16 protein-coding genes are annotated in these 17,851 nt (G+C 60.8%); 14 read left to right on the top strand and 2 right to left on the bottom strand.

The window, feature by feature from the left end; translation table 11 throughout:
* Nucleotides 1-17 precede the first annotated feature (17 nt).
* Entirely contained in the window at nucleotides 18-1,367 is a 1,350-nt protein-coding gene (hemN, locus tag NLY44_RS28760) for an oxygen-independent coproporphyrinogen III oxidase (RefSeq protein WP_023807033.1), read from the bottom strand.
* Between the two features lie 152 nt (nucleotides 1,368-1,519).
* Between hemN and NLY44_RS28765 the strand changes: the two genes are divergently transcribed.
* From NLY44_RS28765 to NLY44_RS28825, 13 genes are all read left to right on the top strand, one after another.
* Nucleotides 1,520-2,266: a Crp/Fnr family transcriptional regulator gene (locus tag NLY44_RS28765; RefSeq protein ID WP_031356309.1), complete on the top strand. Its 747-nt coding sequence runs from the start codon at nucleotides 1,520-1,522 to the stop codon at nucleotides 2,264-2,266.
* 556 nt (nucleotides 2,267-2,822) lie between these two features.
* A complete protein-coding gene (gene ccoN / locus NLY44_RS28770; RefSeq protein ID WP_031198744.1) occupies nucleotides 2,823-4,433 on the top strand; it encodes a cytochrome-c oxidase, cbb3-type subunit I in 1,611 nt (536 codons plus the stop codon).
* A gap of 11 nt (nucleotides 4,434-4,444) precedes the next feature.
* Entirely contained in the window at nucleotides 4,445-5,176 is a 732-nt protein-coding gene (gene ccoO / locus NLY44_RS28775) for a cytochrome-c oxidase, cbb3-type subunit II (protein WP_031198745.1), read from the top strand.
* Nucleotides 5,177-5,187: 11 nt separating this feature from the next.
* Nucleotides 5,188-5,337: a CcoQ/FixQ family Cbb3-type cytochrome c oxidase assembly chaperone gene (locus NLY44_RS28780; protein WP_023690689.1), complete on the top strand. Its 150-nt coding sequence runs from the start codon at nucleotides 5,188-5,190 to the stop codon at nucleotides 5,335-5,337.
* 2 nt (nucleotides 5,338-5,339) lie between these two features.
* Entirely contained in the window at nucleotides 5,340-6,203 is an 864-nt protein-coding gene (ccoP, locus tag NLY44_RS28785; protein ID WP_023822528.1) for a cytochrome-c oxidase, cbb3-type subunit III, read from the top strand.
* A 127-nt stretch (nucleotides 6,204-6,330) separates the two neighbouring features.
* Nucleotides 6,331-7,890, top strand: a complete 1,560-nt coding sequence (gene ccoG, locus NLY44_RS28790; RefSeq protein ID WP_286456146.1) for a cytochrome c oxidase accessory protein CcoG — start codon at nucleotides 6,331-6,333, stop codon at nucleotides 7,888-7,890.
* On the top strand, nucleotides 7,887-8,384 hold the full coding sequence (locus NLY44_RS28795; protein ID WP_023750568.1) for a FixH family protein: 498 nt from the start codon (nucleotides 7,887-7,889) through the stop codon (nucleotides 8,382-8,384). Before ccoG ends, NLY44_RS28795 begins: the two co-directional genes overlap by 4 nt.
* The gene (locus tag NLY44_RS28800) at nucleotides 8,381-10,669 is read left to right on the top strand and encodes a cation-translocating P-type ATPase (RefSeq protein WP_286456147.1); all 2,289 of its coding nucleotides are present in this window, start codon (nucleotides 8,381-8,383) and stop codon (nucleotides 10,667-10,669) included. Before NLY44_RS28795 ends, NLY44_RS28800 begins: the two co-directional genes overlap by 4 nt.
* On the top strand, nucleotides 10,666-10,836 hold the full coding sequence (gene ccoS / locus NLY44_RS28805; protein ID WP_023806655.1) for a cbb3-type cytochrome oxidase assembly protein CcoS: 171 nt from the start codon (nucleotides 10,666-10,668) through the stop codon (nucleotides 10,834-10,836). The genes NLY44_RS28800 and ccoS (NLY44_RS28805) overlap by 4 nt, the downstream gene beginning before the upstream one ends.
* A 67-nt stretch (nucleotides 10,837-10,903) precedes the next feature.
* Nucleotides 10,904-11,665, top strand: a complete 762-nt coding sequence (locus NLY44_RS28810) for a CBS domain-containing protein (RefSeq protein WP_286456148.1) — start codon at nucleotides 10,904-10,906, stop codon at nucleotides 11,663-11,665.
* A 105-nt stretch (nucleotides 11,666-11,770) separates the two neighbouring features.
* The gene (gene ccoS / locus NLY44_RS28815; protein ID WP_373420163.1) at nucleotides 11,771-11,887 is read left to right on the top strand and encodes a cbb3-type cytochrome oxidase assembly protein CcoS; all 117 of its coding nucleotides are present in this window, start codon (nucleotides 11,771-11,773) and stop codon (nucleotides 11,885-11,887) included.
* Between the two features lie 414 nt (nucleotides 11,888-12,301).
* The gene (gene ubiM, locus NLY44_RS28820; RefSeq protein WP_023806660.1) at nucleotides 12,302-13,483 is read left to right on the top strand and encodes a 5-demethoxyubiquinol-8 5-hydroxylase UbiM; all 1,182 of its coding nucleotides are present in this window, start codon (nucleotides 12,302-12,304) and stop codon (nucleotides 13,481-13,483) included.
* Nucleotides 13,484-13,776: 293 nt separating this feature from the next.
* Nucleotides 13,777-15,687 (top strand): putative bifunctional diguanylate cyclase/phosphodiesterase, encoded by a 1,911-nt coding sequence (locus tag NLY44_RS28825; RefSeq protein ID WP_023806661.1) that lies wholly within the window; start codon nucleotides 13,777-13,779, stop codon nucleotides 15,685-15,687.
* Nucleotides 15,688-15,781: 94 nt separating this feature from the next.
* Here NLY44_RS28825 and NLY44_RS28830 read toward each other — a convergent pair whose 3' ends face one another.
* Nucleotides 15,782-16,063: a DNA -binding domain-containing protein gene (locus NLY44_RS28830; protein ID WP_081725593.1), complete on the bottom strand. Its 282-nt coding sequence runs from the start codon at nucleotides 16,061-16,063 to the stop codon at nucleotides 15,782-15,784.
* 712 nt (nucleotides 16,064-16,775) lie between these two features.
* On the opposite strand from NLY44_RS28830, the gene NLY44_RS28840 reads away from it, so the two are divergent.
* Nucleotides 16,776-17,738 (top strand): ArdC family protein, encoded by a 963-nt coding sequence (locus NLY44_RS28840; protein ID WP_023806664.1) that lies wholly within the window; start codon nucleotides 16,776-16,778, stop codon nucleotides 17,736-17,738.
* Nucleotides 17,739-17,851: the final 113 nt, after the last annotated feature.

Genomic DNA, 17,851 nt, shown 5'->3' on the forward strand with positions numbered 1-17,851 from the left:
ACCGTTCGACTGAGTGCTCAGACTGCCGCCGAGTGCCTGGCCGTTCCAGCTTCGAAATATTTGTCGAACCTGGCCGCGATGCTTCGGACGAAAGGGCGACTTTCAGCCGGCACAACGAATCTGTCGCCATCAAGTTCAAGCAATCGAACCGGATCGTGGAGGGCCATGGAACTTGACTGAAGGAGGAGCCTCTGGCCGGCCTCGCCGAAGCGTTCCACCAGATCGATGGCCGAGAAGGCGAAGTCGCACATCAAACGCTCGATGATCCAGCCGCGAACGCGGTCGTCCTTGGAAAGTGCGATACCCCGAACAGCGGCCAGCCCGCCGTCATCAACCGTGCATCGATATTCGCTGGTCGAAGGCATGTTCTGCGCATAGCCCTGCCGAAACTGGCTGATGGACGATGGGCCTAACCCAATCAAGGTTTCGCAGCAATCGTCGGTGTAACCCTGAAAGTTGCGGTGCAGTGTTCCGGCGCGGGCGGCAAGGGCCAGGGCATCGCCGGGTTTGGCGAAATGGTCGAGGCCGATTGCTTCGTACCCCTGGTCCACGATCGCCCGCGCCGCCAGTTGCGATTGGGCAAAGCGCTCCGCCGGACCGGGCAGCCATGCCTCGTCTATCATCGTCTGATGTTTCTTGAACCACGGCACATGGGCGTAGCCAAAAAGCGCTATCCTGTCGGGTTCCAAGGTCAGCGCCTGCGCCAAGGTGGAGGAGACGCTCTCCCTCGTCTGGTGCGGCAGGCCGTAGAGCAGGTCTAGATTGACGGATTCGACGCCGCGCGAACGAACACCGTCAACTACCGCTTTGGTCTGCAAAAAGCTCTGCTCGCGGTTGATTGCCTTCTGAACCTTCGGATCGAAGTCCTGGACGCCGAGGCTCGCACGAGTCATGCCGATTTCGGCAAGCGCATCGAGGCGGGCTTCATCCATATCGTTGGGTTCGATTTCAACGCTGATCGTGGCGCCGGGAAGAAAGCCGAAGCTGTTGCGCAGGGCGGTTCCCAGCGCCGCCATATCTTCGGGTTTGAGCATGGTCGGCGAACCGCCACCGAAATGGACGGCACGGACGCGACCCTTGCCTGCGACAAGACTGGCGACGGTGGCGATCTCGGCATGCAGTGAGCGCAGATATGTGGTCACCGGTTCGTAATGGCGTGTCTGCTTGGTATGGCAGGCACAGAACCAGCAAAGCTTGTCGCAGTAAGGGATGTGCAGATAGAGCGAGATCTCGTCACCACCGCCGAGCGCTTGCAGCCAGCCACGACAAACGGCAGCATCAACGCCTGGATGGAAATGGGGCGCGGTCGGGTAGCTCGTATAGCGCGGGACGTTCTCGCCAAATCTGGCAACTAGCTTTTGTCGCATGTCGTGGTCCACCGTGTTTGCGTCGCCCGAACTGTGGATGCTTGGATGAGCCTAAGCCCTGATTTCGATCAACCTTCAGCACGGACAAACTGCCGCAAGGATTTTTCTACCGTGGATGCTATCCTGCCCGCACGGACCGGTAGAGCGATCGAATGACATTACGGCAGGATATTCACAGTTCAGGCATCCCCGTTCTTTGCCTGTCTTGCGAGGCACGGCGCCGCGGTGTCTGTGGCGCGCTAGAGCCAGACCATTTGGCTTACCTCGCCAAGACGTCGTCGCGGCACAATATCGAGCCGGGGGTCGAACTGATCGGCGACGCCGAGGCGGTCGACTGTTATTCGAACGTGCTTTCAGGCGTGGTGAAGCTCACGAAGAGCCTGTCAGATGGACGCCAACAGATTGTCGGCCTGCAGTTCGCCCCGGATTTTCTGGGTCGGCCCTTCAAGATGAAAAGTGCGATCAATGCCGAAGCGGCAACAGCTGTCTCGCTATGCTCGTTTCCCAGAGCGGCCATCGAACGGATGATGAAGCAGTCACCCGAATTTGTGCATCGGCTGCTCAAGCAGGCGCTGAACGAACTTGACGAGGCCCGCGAATGGATGGTGACTCTGGGGCGCAAGACCGCACCAGAGAAGGTGGCGAGCTTTCTCCTCATGATTGCCCGGAACATCGACTCCAATGTTGACCCCGCGGCTAGGTCGGCGTGCTTCGAGCTGCCGATGACGCGTGCCGACATCTCTGATTTCCTTGGAATCACAAACGAGACCGTGAGCCGTCAGCTGACCAGCCTGAGAATGGACGGCGTGATTCGGATCGAGAACAACCGCCGCGTCACCGTGGACAGCATGAGCCGGCTGGAACGGCGCTGCGGCGGCCGAGGCGCTACAGCCGTTTGAATGACGCAGAAGCTGCATGGCCCACGCCACTTACTTCATTCGGGGCAGGGCATGCTCGCGTTGGGCTCAGAAGAAATCGCGTAGCGACAGCCCGTTCTCCATCCGATCGTATGCGCCAGTTGCGTTTCGGCTCGTCGGCGAAGCATCCACACTTGGCCGAAGTCAATACGCCTCATACGCAGGGGAAAATCGCCGTCTCCCCAAACCATGAATGTCACGAAGGGAGCGCAACGCTGGCGCTGGCTGTTCCAAGGCATTGAAACGATCGACGTTCGGTAAGGCATCGGCCTGCTTTCCAGCGTCACAGAAGGTGCGCTTCCCCACCCGCCCGCGATCGCCTCCGTACCCGGGCCCCGACCGGGGACGCCGGGCCTGTCCATAAACCGGCGGCCGGTGCTGCACTTCCACATTCGATCGCCACAGTCTGATCGCACCGAACTCGATGCTGCTCGAGCAAAATGGTGCGGCTCTGACATGGATCAGGGCGAGCAGGCGACGGCTGCGCAATAAGGCACCGCGGTTTGGCATCCGCCGGAATTGGAAATCGGGGCTTGCGATGAAATTCGGCAAAGAAATCGTGCTTCTAAGCCTGTTCGCATTCGCGGCTTTGGTGGCGGCTGGCGCTGGGGTGGATGAACCCTTTCGCCAGCACATGTGGGTCTTGTTCTTCGCCTTGGCTGGCTTCACTGCGATCCTACTGCGTAACACTGAGTTCAAGCCTGCCGCTCCGATCGACCCGTCCGCCTACATGGATGGTCCAATCCGCTATGGCGCCATCGCCACCATGTTCTGGGGTGTCATCGGCATGCTTGTCGGCGTGGTAATCGCGCTGCAGCTTGCCTATCCCGATCTCAACATACAGCCCTGGTTCAACTTCGGCCGCTTGCGGCCTCTGCACACCTCGGGCGTCGTCTTTGCCTTCGGCGGCAACGCGTTGCTTTGCACGTCTCTCTATGTCGTCCAACGCACATGCCGCGCTCGGCTGTTCGGTGGCGATCTCGCCTGGTTCGTGTTCTGGGGCTACCAGCTCTTCATTGTCATGGCCGCGACCGGTTATCTGCTCGGCATCACCGAGAGCCGCGAATATGCGGAACCCGAATGGTATGTCGACATCTGGCTGACCATCGTCTGGGTCGCCTACCTGATCCTTTTCCTGGGCACGATCTTGAAGCGCAAGGAACCGCACATCTACGTCGCCAACTGGTTCTATCTCTCCTTCATCGTCACCATCGCGATGCTGCATGTGATCAACAACCTCTCGATGCCGGCCTCCTTCCTCGGATCCAAGAGCTATTCCGCATTTTCCGGCGTCCAGGACGCCCTGACGCAGTGGTGGTACGGCCACAATGCCGTCGGGTTCTTCCTGACCGCCGGCTTCCTGGGCATGATGTATTATTTCGTGCCCAAGCAGGCCAACCGGCCGGTCTATTCCTACCGCCTGTCGATCGTCCATTTCTGGGCAATCATCTTCCTCTACATCTGGGCCGGGCCCCATCACCTGCACTACACCGCTTTGCCTGACTGGGCGCAGACACTCGGCATGGTGTTCTCGATCATGCTGTGGATGCCGTCATGGGGCGGCATGATCAATGGCCTGATGACGCTGTCGGGCGCGTGGGACAAGCTGCGCACTGACCCGATCATCCGCATGATGGTGATGGCCATCGCCTTCTACGGCATGTCGACCTTCGAGGGCCCGGTGATGTCAATCAAGACGGTCAATTCTCTGTCGCACTATACCGACTGGACCATCGGGCACGTCCATTCGGGCGCACTCGGCTGGGTTGGCATGATCTCGTTTGGCGCAATCTACTTCATGGTGCCGAAGCTGTGGAACCGTGAACGGCTCTACTCGCTGCGCCTCGTGACCTGGCACTTCTGGCTGGCGACGCTTGGCATCGTTGTCTACGCCGCGGTGATGTGGGTGTCCGGCATCATGCAGGGCCTGATGTGGCGCGAATACGACGAGCAGGGCTTCCTGGTCTACTCCTTCGCCGAAACCGTGGCCGCCATGCATCCTTATTACATCATGCGCGCCATCGGTGGGGCCATGTACCTCTCCGGCACCCTGATCATGGCCTGGAACATCGCCATGACCATCCTCGGCTACCGGCGCGAGCAGGATCCGATGCCGCGCTCCACCCCCGCCCTCCAGCTTGCGCGATGATGAGACAGAAAATGAGGTTGATGAACAGACACGCGGTCATTGAGAAGAACGCTACACTTCTCCTCCTCGGGTCGCTGCTGGTCGTGACAATCGGCGGCATCGTCGAGATCGCGCCGCTCTTCTATCTCGATAACACGATCGAGAAGGTGGAAGGCATGCGGCCTTACTCGCCGCTCGAACTGGTCGGGCGCAACATCTACGTCCGCGAGGGCTGCTACCTCTGCCACAGCCAGATGATCAGGCCGTTCCGTGACGAGGTCGAGCGCTACGGCCACTACAGCCTGGCGGCCGAGTCGATGTACGACCACCCGTTCCAGTGGGGATCGAAGCGCACCGGACCGGATCTCGCCCGCGTTGGCGACCGCTATTCCAACCTGTGGCACGTGGATCACCTGACAGATCCACGGTCCGTGGTGCCGGAATCGATCATGCCGAGCTATGCCTTCCTGAAGGACAAGCCGATCGCGGTGAAGGACTTCTCGACGCATCTGGTCGCAAACCGGCGTGTCGGTGCCCCTTACACCGATGACATGATCGCGCATGCTAACGCCGATCTGATGACGCAGGCTGATCACAACGCCGACACGTCCGGCCTCGAGGCCCGCTACCCCAAGGCCAAGATCGGCGACTTCGACGGCAACCCGCAGCAAGTCACCGAAATGGACGCGCTGGTTTCTTATCTCCAGATGCTGGGCACGCTGGTCGATTTCAAGAACTACGATGAGACCGCCGGCTACCGCTGAGGACAATGGCGATGACGTACAATTTCATGCGGGAGTTTGCCGACAGCTGGGGCCTACTTGCCATGGCTCTTTTCTTCATCGGATCCGTTGCCTTTGCAGTTCGTCCCGGCAGCCGCAGGCAAGCCGGCGAAGCAGCTCAAATTCCTCTGAAGGAGGACTGATCATGAGCAGCGATCACATTGACGAGGTTTCCGGCATCTCAACCACCGGTCATGAGTGGGACGGCATCCGGGAGCTCAACAACCCGCTTCCGCGCTGGTGGATCTGCACATTCTACATCACCATAGTCTGGGCGATCGGCTACACGATCGCCTATCCGGCATGGCCTCTACTGCACACGGCAACCAAGGGTGTGCTCGGCTATTCTAGCCGCAACGATGTCGGGAACGAGTTGTTCGGGGCTGAAGCGGCTAAGGGTAAATATGTCGCCGCAATAGAGTCCAAAAGTGTTTCGGAGATCGCGGCGGACGACACGCTGCGCGAATTCGCCGTCGCCGCCGGCGGTGCCGCGTTCAAGCTCAATTGCGTGCAGTGCCATGGTTCCGGCGCCCAGGGCTCCAAGGGCTTCCCCAACCTCAACGACGACGACTGGCTGTGGGGCGGCAAGGCGGACCAGATTCAGCAGACGATCACCCATGGCATTCGCTTCGCCTCCGATCCGAATACGCGCCTGTCGGAAATGCCCGCCTTTGCCGACATCATCACCGCCGACCAGATCAAACAGGTCAGCGCCTACGTCGCCAGTCTGTCGGGGGCCGTCGTCAATCAAGCATTGGTCGCGCCGGGCGCAAAGGTCTTTGCCGAAAACTGCGTGGCCTGTCATGGCGACAATGCAAAAGGCAACAAGGAACTCGGCGCTCCAGATCTGACCGACGCCATCTGGCTCTACGGGTCAGGCGAAGCGGCCATCGCCGCCCAGGTAACCGCACCGAAACACGGCGTGATGCCGGCTTGGGGCGCGCGCCTCGGCGAGATCAAGGTCAAGGAACTGACGGTCTACATCCATTCGCTTGGCGGCGGAGAATAGGAAAGAAGCCTATTCTCGTCCTCCCCCTCCCGCCAAGCGACGAGGCCCGGCGCAAGCCGGGCCTCGGCATCATCCAGTGCCGATGAGTCGGCTCCGGCGAAATCGTCGCTGGTGACTGGAGCTTCTCGTGCTCGATAACACGCAAATAGAACGGATCGAACCCACGACGGTCAACTCCGCCAAAGTGCGCCAGCCAATGTATGCCGCGCGCAGGAAGATCTTCCCGAAGCGGGCCTCGGGCAGCTTTCGCCGATTCAAATGGATCGTGATGGCGATCACGCTGGGCATCTACTATCTGACGCCGTGGCTGCGCTGGGATCGGGGTCCGTTTGCCCCCGACCAGGCCGTGCTGCTCGATGTCGCCAACCGGCGCTTCTACTTCTTCTTCGTCGAGATATGGCCGCAGGAATTCTACTATGTCGCCGGTCTTCTGGTCATGGCCGGCGTCGGTCTTTTCCTGATCACGTCAACGGTCGGCCGTGCATGGTGTGGCTACACATGCCCACAGACCGTATGGGTCGATCTGTTCCTGGTCGTCGAGCGCGCGATCGAGGGCGACCGCAACGCGCGCATGCGGCTCGATGCCGGTCCATGGACCACCCGCAAGCTCGTGCTGCGGGCATCGAAACACGTCATCTGGCTGGTCATAGCCGCAGCGACTGGTGGCGCATGGATCTTCTATTTCGCCGATGCGCCGACCCTGCTCGGCGAACTCTTCACCGGCACGGCAGCGCCTGTCGCCTACATCACCGTCGCGGTTCTGACGGCGACGACCTACACGTTTGGCGGGCTGATGCGCGAACAGGTCTGCACCTATATGTGCCCATGGCCGCGCATCCAGGCAGCCATGCTCGACGAGAGCTCGCTCACCGTCACCTACAATGATTGGCGCGGCGAACCGCGCACGCCTCACGCCAAGAAGGTTCTTGCCGCAGGGCATCCCGTCGGCGATTGCGTCGACTGCAATGCCTGTGTCGCCGTCTGTCCGATGGGGATCGACATACGCGACGGTCAGCAACTCGAATGCATCACCTGCGCGCTCTGCATCGATGCCTGTGACGGCGTCATGGACAAGCTCGGCAAAGCGCGAGGACTGATCTCCTACGCGACGCTCTCCGACTACAACGCCAACATGATCCTGGCCACCGCCGGCGGCGCCAGCTCGGTCAATCCATCACTGGTCAGGACGGATGACGGCCTGTTTTCGGACAGGGTGGCGCATTTCCATATCAGCAAGATCTTTCGGCCACGAACCTATGTCTACATGGCCATGTGGTCTCTGATCGGGCTGGGCCTGCTCTTTTCGCTGCTGACGCGCGACCGGCTCGAAATCAATGTCCTGCACGACCGCAACCCGCAATTCGTGACGCTCTCGGACGGCTCGATCCGCAATGGCTATACGGTCAAGCTCTTGAACATGATCCCCGAACCGAGAACGATTATCGTCACCCTCGGGGGTTTGCCAGGCGCGGAGATGAGCATCGTTGGCGTCGATCTCCCCGCCGATCGCTCCTTTGCAGTCCAGGTCGAACCCGACCGGCTGAAGATGTTGAAGGTTTTCGTGCGCCTGCCCGCCGACCAGATTCATGGCCAGGCGCAGACCTTCACATTCCGGGTCGAAGACAAGGTCAGCTTCGAGTCCAACGAATACACCGCCACCTTCAACTCGCCGGAGATCGCCAGATGAACGCCACCACGCGAAACCCCCGCGAGTTCACCGGCAGGCACATGTTGGCCACGATCCTTGCCTTTTTCGGCGTGGTCATCGCGGTCAATCTGACGATGGCGACGCTTGCCAACACAAGCTGGACCGGCCTTGTCGTCGAAAATACCTATGTGGCGAGCCAACAATTCAACAAGAAGGCCGAGGAAGGCCGTGCGCAGGCAGCGCTTGGCTGGACCGGCCAGTTGACCATCGCATGGGGCGAAGTCCGCTATTGCATCATCGACGCCGCGGGCAAACCGGTTTCCCTGCATGGCGTGAAGGTGCTGTTTCGCCATCCGGCTTACGAGAAAGAGGATGAGTCCGTCACGCTCGCCCTGGTCTCTGGCCAGGAGTTTGCAGCACAACACGTGCCAAGGGATGGTGTCTGGATCATCGAAATAGACGCCGATGCCGGCCTGGCAAGACCTTATCGCGACGTGCGCAGGGTCATGATTTCCAATGGAGCGCTAAAATGAGCTGCTGTGCACCGGGCGCGGAAGTCGCGCTGGATCTTGTCAGCGCCACTTCAGTTCTGCGGTCCAGCCAGGAGGTCAGGCTGGCCAGCCGATCGCTTGGCGACGACCTTCATCAGACCGACCTTTCGGTGCCGACCGTTCATTGCGGCGCCTGCATCCAGACGATCGAGACGGCCTTGGGAAAACTCGGTCACGTCGAGGCAGCTCGCGTGAACCTGTCAACCAAGCGGGTCTCAGTCCGCTGGCGCGGCGACGAGGCTCCACCTTTGGTCGCTGTGCTCGGCCGGCTCGGCTATCAGGCGCATTTGTTCGAAGCCGAGATTGATGCAAAGGACAAGATGCTTTCGGAGCTTATCCGCGCCGTCGCTGTTGCCGGCTTTGCTGCGGGCAACATCATGCTGCTCTCGGTGTCGGTCTGGTCCGGCGCCGAGGGCGCCACCCGCGACCTGTTCCACTGGGTCTCGGCTCTGATCGCCATTCCTGCGCTGGCCTTCGCCGGCGGGATCTTCTTCAAGTCGGCGTGGAATGCGCTGCGCCACGGCCACATGAACATGGACGTGCCGATAGCCGTCGGCGTGTCGCTGGCCTACGCCATGAGCCTCTATGAGACGATCACCCATGGCGACCACGCCTATTTCGACGCATCGGTATCCCTGCTGTTCTTTCTCCTGATCGGTCGCACGCTCGATCACGTGATGCGGGAACGCGCCCGCACCGCTGTGAAGAGCCTGTCACAATTGGCCGCACGCGGTGCCATGGTGCTGCGCGGCGATGGCGCTCGGGACTATCTGCCGGTGGGCGAGATCGAACCGGGCATGCTGTTGCTGATCGCCGCCGGCGAAAGGATCCCCGTCGATGGCAAGATCGCGCGCGGGACATCGGACGTCGACTGCTCCCTGGTCTCCGGCGAGAGCACGCCCAGTAGCGTGGCGCCGGAAGACACCGTGCAGGCCGGGGTCCTCAACCTCACCGGTCCGCTGACGATTGAGGCGACAGCGGCCGCCAAGGATTCGTTCCTGGCGGAAATGGTTCGGTTGATGGAGGGCGCCGAAGGTGGTCGCGCCCGGTATCGCCGTATCGCCGACCGCGTGTCGGCACTCTACGCGCCCGTGGTTCATCTCACCGCCTTGGCAACCTTCCTGGGCTGGATGGCGGTGACTGGCGACTGGCACCGGGCGATGACGATCGCAATCGCTGTTCTCATCATCACATGCCCGTGCGCGCTTGGCCTCGCCGTTCCAATCGTTCAGGTGGTGGCCGCGCGGCGCCTGTTCGAAAACGGCATCATGGTGAAGGACGGCTCGGCCATGGAGCGCCTGGCGACGATCGATACAGCCGTGTTCGACAAGACCGGGACGCTCACGCTTGGGAAGCCACGGCTCGTCAACACGTCGTCGATCGATCCCGCCATGCTGGCAATCGCGGCCGACTTGGCCGCGCATTCGTGTCATCCATATTCAAAGGCCATTGCCAGCTTTTCCGTCAGCAGCAGCCAGCACAAATTCGACGCGGTGACCGAGCACCCGGGTTTCGGGATCGAAGCCACAGCCGCCGGTAGCATCTGGCGGCTGGGTAGACGCGGATGGGCTGGCTGGAAGGCTCGAACCGGCGGCGAAGGCAAACATGGCTACGGCGGAACAGTCCTGACGAAAAACGGCATGATTGTCGCATCCTTCGTTTTCGAGGATGCGCTACGCCTCGACACCAGGGCAGCGATCGATCAACTGCGCAACGCTGGTATGTGCGTGGAAATGCTGTCGGGCGATACCGCGAAAGCCTGCGCCGAGGTTGCCGACATGCTTGGTGTCGATGACTTCGTTCCCTGCCTGCTGCCGTCCGGCAAGGTTGAACGCATCGAGAGCCTGGCGAGAGACGGGCACAAGGTTCTGATGGTTGGCGACGGGCTCAACGACACGCCGGCGCTGAGCGCCGCGCATGTCTCGATCGCACCCGCCACCGCCGCCGACATTGGCCGCAATGCAGCCGACTTCGTTTTTCTGCGCGAAAGCCTCTTGGCGATCCCGCTGGCGCTGGACGTGTCGCGCAAGGCGGGAAGCCTGATCCGACAGAACATAACAATTGCTATCGTTTACAATGCTGTGGCCGTGCCGATCGCCATTCTGGGTCATGTTACGCCTCTGATCGCGGCGGTCGCGATGTCTGCCTCGTCATTGCTTGTGATTGGAAATGCGATGCGTCTGCAAGGCTTCGCAACGGGTGCGTCGTCCGCAATTGCGCGGCGAGACAGGCGCGCGCGGGCCGGCACCTTGACCGAATCCTCATGACGACGCTCGTCTACCTTATCCCGGTAGCGCTATTCCTTGGTGCACTCGGCCTGTCCGGCTTCCTGTGGGCGTTGAGAAGCGGCCAGTACGAGGATCTCGATGGCGCGGCGGAGCGCATTCTCATCGACAGCGACGACGGCGCGGAGAATCCTCCTCGTTCCAAGTGACTCAGATCAACGCGCCGCGGGGTCGGGATGTCCTATCGTCGTCCGACGAAAGATCAGGAGGGTGAGGATGCAAGCCGAATCCATAATGACAAAGCCAGTCATCACGACGGATGCGAACGCGACGATCGAGCAAGCGGTCGAGCTCATGCTTTCAAACAAGGTCAGCTGCCTGCCGGTAGCAGACAGCGACGGCACCCTGATTGGCATTGTAAGCAAAAGCGACTTCTTGCGCCGAGAGGAACTTGGGACCCAGCGTGTGCGTCCGCGCTGGCTGGAGTTTGATCTTGGCCCGGGCACAGTCGCCGAAGACTATGCGCGCTCGAACGGACGGATCATCCATCAGGTGATGACCACACCCGTCATCTCGGCGCCTCCTGGCGCCTCGATTGCAGATATTGTCGACTTGATGATGCAACATCGCATCAACAATGTTCCGATTGTCGATCGGGAAAGGGTCGTCGGCATCATCACGCGAACCGATTTGCTGCTTGTCCTGATCCGCGCCATGCCGAAACAGGGCACCACGCCACCCGATGACGACCTGATCCGCAACGCGATACTTGCCGAACTGCAGTCACAAACCTGGAGCGGTGGTGACTTGATCGATGTGAGGGTCAGCGACGGCCTTGTCGAACTGAAGGGGGCGATTGTCGACGAGCGTCAGCGGAAGGCAGCGATCGTTGCGGCTGAGAAGGTTGCCGGCGTCGGGCAAGTCAAGGACGGCCTCCTCCTCAGTACGGACCCGTTCGGTGACGGTTTCGAAGCTGCGAAAAAAGCGGGGACGCCAAGCAGAGTCCCTTTGGTTCTGCTCCCTTCCCACATCGTTTGACATGAGGCCGTCGGCGAGTTGCTTCGGCGATAGCGCCCGTCATGGTTGGCGAGCACGCTGTCGGCAGCGAAGACGCCCGTCCTGAGGGAATGCGATGGCCGCTCCCTGTTTTGGTGGGGCTTGGACCGGGGCTTCCTGTGGATCTTGAAGAGCGGCCAATACGAAGATCTCGACGGCTCCGCCCAGCGGATCCTTATCGATCGGGAAGAGCCGCGAGGCTGAACGGGTTGGCGGCGTCAACGACTGTGCGGATGCTGGTCGTCATCGACCGAATCTTTAGCTGGCGATCGCCCGCGTTGTGACGATATCGGCGCGCGTGCGAAGAACGGATCAGCCACAATACGTTGCCGAACCTTTGGCCAGGAGGGGCACGCGATTGGGAAGCCGACCATTCAGAATGCCTAGACATCCAACGTTTTCGCGGCAATCGACCACTCGACCGTGAACCCGCCGTTGCCGGGTTATCGAGCCTGGTTGATCCAGATCAGCGTTATCTCTTCGTCGGCGTGGTTTCATTGACCAGGCTTCCAACGGAGAACGCATGTCTATCGACGCTGGGGAGATGTGCAAACCGTGGGTGATTGCGATGCTTCAAGAGCGCTTCGTATCGCAGATAGACGCTATGGCGGCACGCTGATGGCCGGCTCTGTCGACACATTCGACATCATTGTCGTCGGAGCTGGGCCGGTCGGACTTGCCTTCGCAGCATCGCTCGCCCGGAGCCGACTCAAGGTGGCAGTGGTTGAACGGCAATCGCTCGACAGCCTGGCGAATCCGGCTTTCGACGGTCGCGAGATCGCGCTGACCCACGCATCAGTGAGAATCCTTCGCGAGCTCGGCGCCTGGGATGCCATCCCCGCATCGGACAAATCACCGCTTCATGGCGCGCGCGTGCTCAACGGATCGAGCCCTTTCGCCCTGTGCTTCGATACTCCCAGCGGATCTGGGGAACCACTCGGATTTCTGGTCCCAAATTGTCGGATCCGCGATGCCCTGTTCAAAATTGTCTACTTCCAGGATCATACCCGGCTGCTGTGCGGCAACTCGGTCGTCAATGCAACAACCAGCGACGACGAGGCGGTCATAGCGCTTTCTGATGGCAGGCAATTGGCCGCTCGGCTGCTCGTCGCAGCGGATTCGCGTTTGTCCGCGATGCGCGACCTGCTCGGCATTGGCGCCAACATCCATCCGCTTGGCCACTCCATGCTGATTTGCCGAGTGAGGCACGAGCGCTTCCATCACCAGATCGCGGTCGAATGGTTCGACCACCATCAGACCATAGCGATGTTGCCGCTCATGGAAGGCGTGTCGTCGCTGCTTCTGACTTTGCGCTCAATCGAGGCCGATAGACTGTCTGTTCTCGATGACGAATTGTTCCTCATGGAATTGATGAACCGGTGTCGAGGACGCCTCGGGCAGATGACCCTGGCAAGCACCCGCCATGCCTATCCGCTGGTCACGACTTGGGCGCACAAGTTCTCGGCACCGAGTGCGGCACTGATAGGAGACGCTGCCATCGGCATGCACCCGGTGACCGCGCATGGCTTCAACATCGGCCTCAGCGGCCAGAAGCAACTCGCTCATAAAATACTGACAGCATGTCGCGCCCGCCGCGACATTGCCGATCCCGACATGCTCGGCAGATACGAAAACCGGCTGCGGCTGTCGGCGGCGCCGCTCTATCATGCCACCAACATGCTTGTCGGTCTTTACTCAAGCGAGCACCCGGCGGCACGGCTTGCAAGACATGCTGGGCTCCGCTTTGCCCAACATCTTCCCTTTGTCCGCCATGGCATTTCGGCCATGCTCAGGCGGTGAATCGCACAGAGCGCTACCGCTCTGGAGCGCTGTCTCGGCACGGCTTCTTTGTCTTGCTGGCTCGCGGCGTCGCGGGCAAGGCTGCTTCCTGGTGACGTTGCCGATCATGGCATGATTCGGATCAAGGCACGCGCGCGGGCGAAACCTTGATGATTCGGCAATGCTAAGCCAAAGGTGTGACCCGAAGCATGGTGAGCGCACTGGGTACCCTCACTGGGTAGTTAACCCGTCCTTCAGTGGGCTTGCATAGGTTTGGTCCTCGCGAACAATGACGGAAGCAAACTGGTCCATTCATGGCACCCCTAAAGAAAGAAGAATCGCTGGAGGCCAAAATCCGTCAGGATCAGCTTGCTGACCTGAGGGCCGGGCTCTTCGTGTCGATGCCGATAAGCGCGATCCTGTCAGGCCTGATTTGCGGGGTGCAGGCCCTTTCTGGCGGCGGCTTTGCCGCTGCAAGCTGGTTCCTGGTCGTCAATGCGCTAAATGCCGCCCGGCTTGCACTCGCGCGTTTTCAGCTAAAGGAAACGGGGCGCCATCAGGATTTGCTTGGCGTTTTGCCGCGCCTTCGCATGTTTGGCGTCCTTGCCCTTCTGGCAGGGTTTGCCTGGTCCTTCCCGGCCGTGCTGACTGTTGGATACACATCACCACAAGCACCGATGCATCTGGTCATACTGGCGGGCATTTCAGCTGGTGCGGTTACATATGGCAGTTCGTATGCCGCTGCGGCGACCAGCTTCATCACACCTCCACTCCTCATCACGGTGGCGTGCCTTTTGGCGAAAGGCAATTTTGAACGCTACATTCTGGCTTTCACCGTTCTGCTCTTCATGGGCGGCTTGGTCCGAGCTTCGTTTGTTGGGCAGGCGCGCTTCCGCGAAGCAAGCCGCCTGAGACATGAGGCAGAGCGACTTGCGTCGGAAATGGAGCGCAACTCCAGGGAGGACCATTTGACCGCCCTTCTCAACAGGCGGGGCCTTGAACACGCCATCGGTCGGTTCAAGACCGCGGATGGCCCCTTCGTGGCAATGCTGATTGATCTGGACGGCTTTAAATCGGTCAACGACACCTACGGTCACAGGACCGGTGATGAACTGCTTGTCATGATCGCCCGCCGCATAGAGCAGGAAGCACCGGAAGGCTCAACGCTCGCTCGTATCGGCGGCGATGAATTCGTGCTGGTTTTTCCCTCAACGAGAGCTTCGCTTTCTGCCAGTGATCTCGCCTCCAATATCATAGCCAAAATTGCTCGCCCCTATATCGGGGTCGCGTCCGTGCGCGTCGGGGCATCGATAGGGATATACTTGGCGCAGACGTCGAGCCTGACTGAAATGCTGTTGCGGGCCGATATCGCCCTTTATACGGCCAAGCGCCATGGCAGGAACGAATTTTGCCTGTTCGATGCCGAACTCGACCGGGAACTCCAACGCCGCCAGTCCATCGAACGGGACCTTCATTCGGCGATAAAGACGGGAAGATTGCAACCTTGGTTCCAGCCGATCGTGAAACTCGACACCGAGGCCGTGGTCGGTTTTGAAGCCTTGCTGAGATGGTCCCATCCGACACATGGTGCCATCTCTCCACCCGAAATCATCACAGCCGCACGCGAAACCGGAATGCTTCAGCTGCTGACGCAAACCGTATTCGCCGACTGTTGTGCTTTTATCGACGGCTTGGTGAAAGCTGACCGTCGTAACATTCGTGTGGCGATGAATGTTTCCCCGCGCGAACTGGAAGCCGGCGATATCGACGACATGGTTCTGGATGGTCTGGCGGCAAGAGGCCTGCCTGCAACGATGTTCGAAATCGAGATTACCGAAGAATCGCCGGTGGACCCGGACAGAGTGGATGAAAAGCTCGGACGGCTTTCGCATGCCGGTATTTCCATCGCGCTCGACGACTTCGGCACCGGCTTTTCTACCTTGGCATCTCTCAAGGATCGCCGGATACGCAAGGTGAAAATAGACCAGGGCTTCATTCGCGGCTTGGCCAAGTCCAGAGAGGACCGACTGCTTGTCAAATCGGTCATCGAACTCGGTGACATGCTCGGGATCGAGGTCATGGCCGAGGGCGTCGAAACAGAGGCGGATCGGCAAACCCTGCACAAGCTTGGCTGCCGAACCGCTCAAGGCTTCCTCTTCTCCAAGGCTGTGCCTTTGATGCAAGCACTGGAAATGGCAGTCAAACAGCACGCGAACCAGTTGTGACCGCTCCCGCAGCGCCGGCTGTCGCGGCCGTGCGCTGCCGAATTTGGCTACAGAGACTTGCCTGCTCGAAACACCTGGCAGTGGGCGCTGTGCATCAGCCGGCGAACAGTTCCTTGTAGCCGGTCGTCATCATCCAGTTCGCACGGTCGATATGGCTGCGAAGAGCTTTGCGGGCGCGGACCGGGTCAATGGACGGGTCTATGCCGAGAATGCGCTCGGCCATCTCCTTTTCACTGGCATTGTCGGCGCAGGCATCCAGGATCCGCAGGTAGATCTTGAAATGCTCCCTGTCGTAGCTCGTGAGGTTCTCCGACCAGGGGACTTCATCGCTCAAAGTTGAGCTTCGCGTCTCATCTGTTCCCATTGGTCCATTCATGCCTGCGGATCTCGCCTGTGAGCGCACGCAGTATATCCCAAAATGGGATAATCCGAAACCGGGATTAGTCGCTGATCCGGTCTTTACCCGACCGGTTCGCCTCCATGCCCAAATCCCTTCGATCGCCCCGCCACCAGCGGTTCCTGGCCCGCGCTGGTTTTGCTGCGCAAGACCAAAGGCCTGACCCAGAAGCAGCTGGCTGACAAGCTTGGTCGTCCCCAATCCTTCGTGGCCAAGTACGAGGGCGCAGAGCGGCGTCTCGACGTCATCGAGTTTCTCGACATAACTGCGGCCCTTGACGCTGATCCGTGCGAGATTCTGTCCAGCCTCCGGTCCTAGCGGGCGCCCGCGCGCCTGACGACGCGCATCAGGTGCTCGTGAACCGAGCCCGCTTTTCTTCGGCAAGCTCAGGCGGTCTCGGCCATTCGGCTTCGCCCCTTGGCGTGGGCAGCCCTTCGGGCTGAGACGGTCGCCGCCCTTGCGGGCGGCGCGGTTTGTCGGTTGGCCTTTCCCGGTGGGCGCGGGGTGGGCGGCACTCCCTTCTAGGCCCGCCGCGGCAGCCCGCAACCCTTCGCGTGCCGCTCAGGGTCCTCCTCTTCGTTCCGGTCCTTCGGATGCGGTCCGCGTACCACGGCGGGCCTTTCCGGTCGCGACTCGCCGCCCACCCCGCTTCCGGGGAAAGGCGCGGCGATTGGTGAGCGGAGGATAACACATGCGTGCAAACAGCAAGCGTACCACCAGCACAGAGGCTGGCGCAGGCAAGGGCAGGCGCCCGGGCGCCAGCCTCTATCAGGAGATCACCGACCGCATCATTGCCGAACTGGAGCGCGGTACCGTGCCATGGGTCAAGCCATGGGGCAGCGCAAAAGCAGGCCTTGGCCTGCCGAGGAATGCGTCCACGGGGCGCACCTATTCCGGCATCAATATCCTCATCCTGTGGGGCGCCGTCATCGAGCGCAGCTATCCCAGCCAGAACTGGATGACCTTCCGGCAGGCGCTTGCCCATGGCGGCAACGTCAGGAAGGGCGAGCGCGGCACGACCATCGTGCATGCCGACCGCTTTGTCCCCAAGGACGAGAAGGAGCGCGCTCGCCACGAGGGCGATGCACCACTGGCGGTGCCTTTTTTGAAGCGCTTCACGGTCTTCAATGTCGCGCAGTGCGATAATCTTCCGGAAGAGCTCCATGCCGCCGCCGAGCCTCTGCCTCAGAGCGAGATCGTGCCGCAGGCCGAGACGCTCATTCGCGCCAGCGGTGCGGATTTCAGGGTCGGCGGCGATCGCGCTTTCTACATGCCGGGCAGCGACCACATTCAGGTGCCGCCGCAGCCGGCGTTCCATCAGCAGATCGACTATTACCGAACCTGCTTTCACGAGCTTGGCCACTGGACCGGCCACCCGACGCGACTTGCTCGCGACCTCTCCGGCTCGTTCGGCTCCAAGGCCTACGCGCGTGAAGAATTGGTCGCCGAAATCGCTGCCGCCTTCGTCTGCGGCAATCTCGGTATCGAGCCGATCGTGCGTCACGCCGATTACATCGGCTCATGGCTGAAGGTGCTGCGCGAGGACAACCGCGCCATCTTCCGTGCCGCCAGCCTCGCCTCGAAGGCCGCCGATTTCCTGCTTGGCCTTCAGGCCGATGCCGAAGGCGAGGCGCAAGAAGGGATTGCGGCATGACGATGCGCGATCCTCAACTGGCCGCGACCGAGCCGACGCCGCAAAGGAGCAGATGCTCATTCCTGGCGTCCAGCCCATCACCACGCGGGCAAACCCTCCTGATGGACGCGCCG

This window comes from Mesorhizobium sp. C089B, assembly GCF_030323125.1.
Taxonomy (GTDB): Bacteria; Pseudomonadota; Alphaproteobacteria; order Rhizobiales; family Rhizobiaceae; genus Mesorhizobium.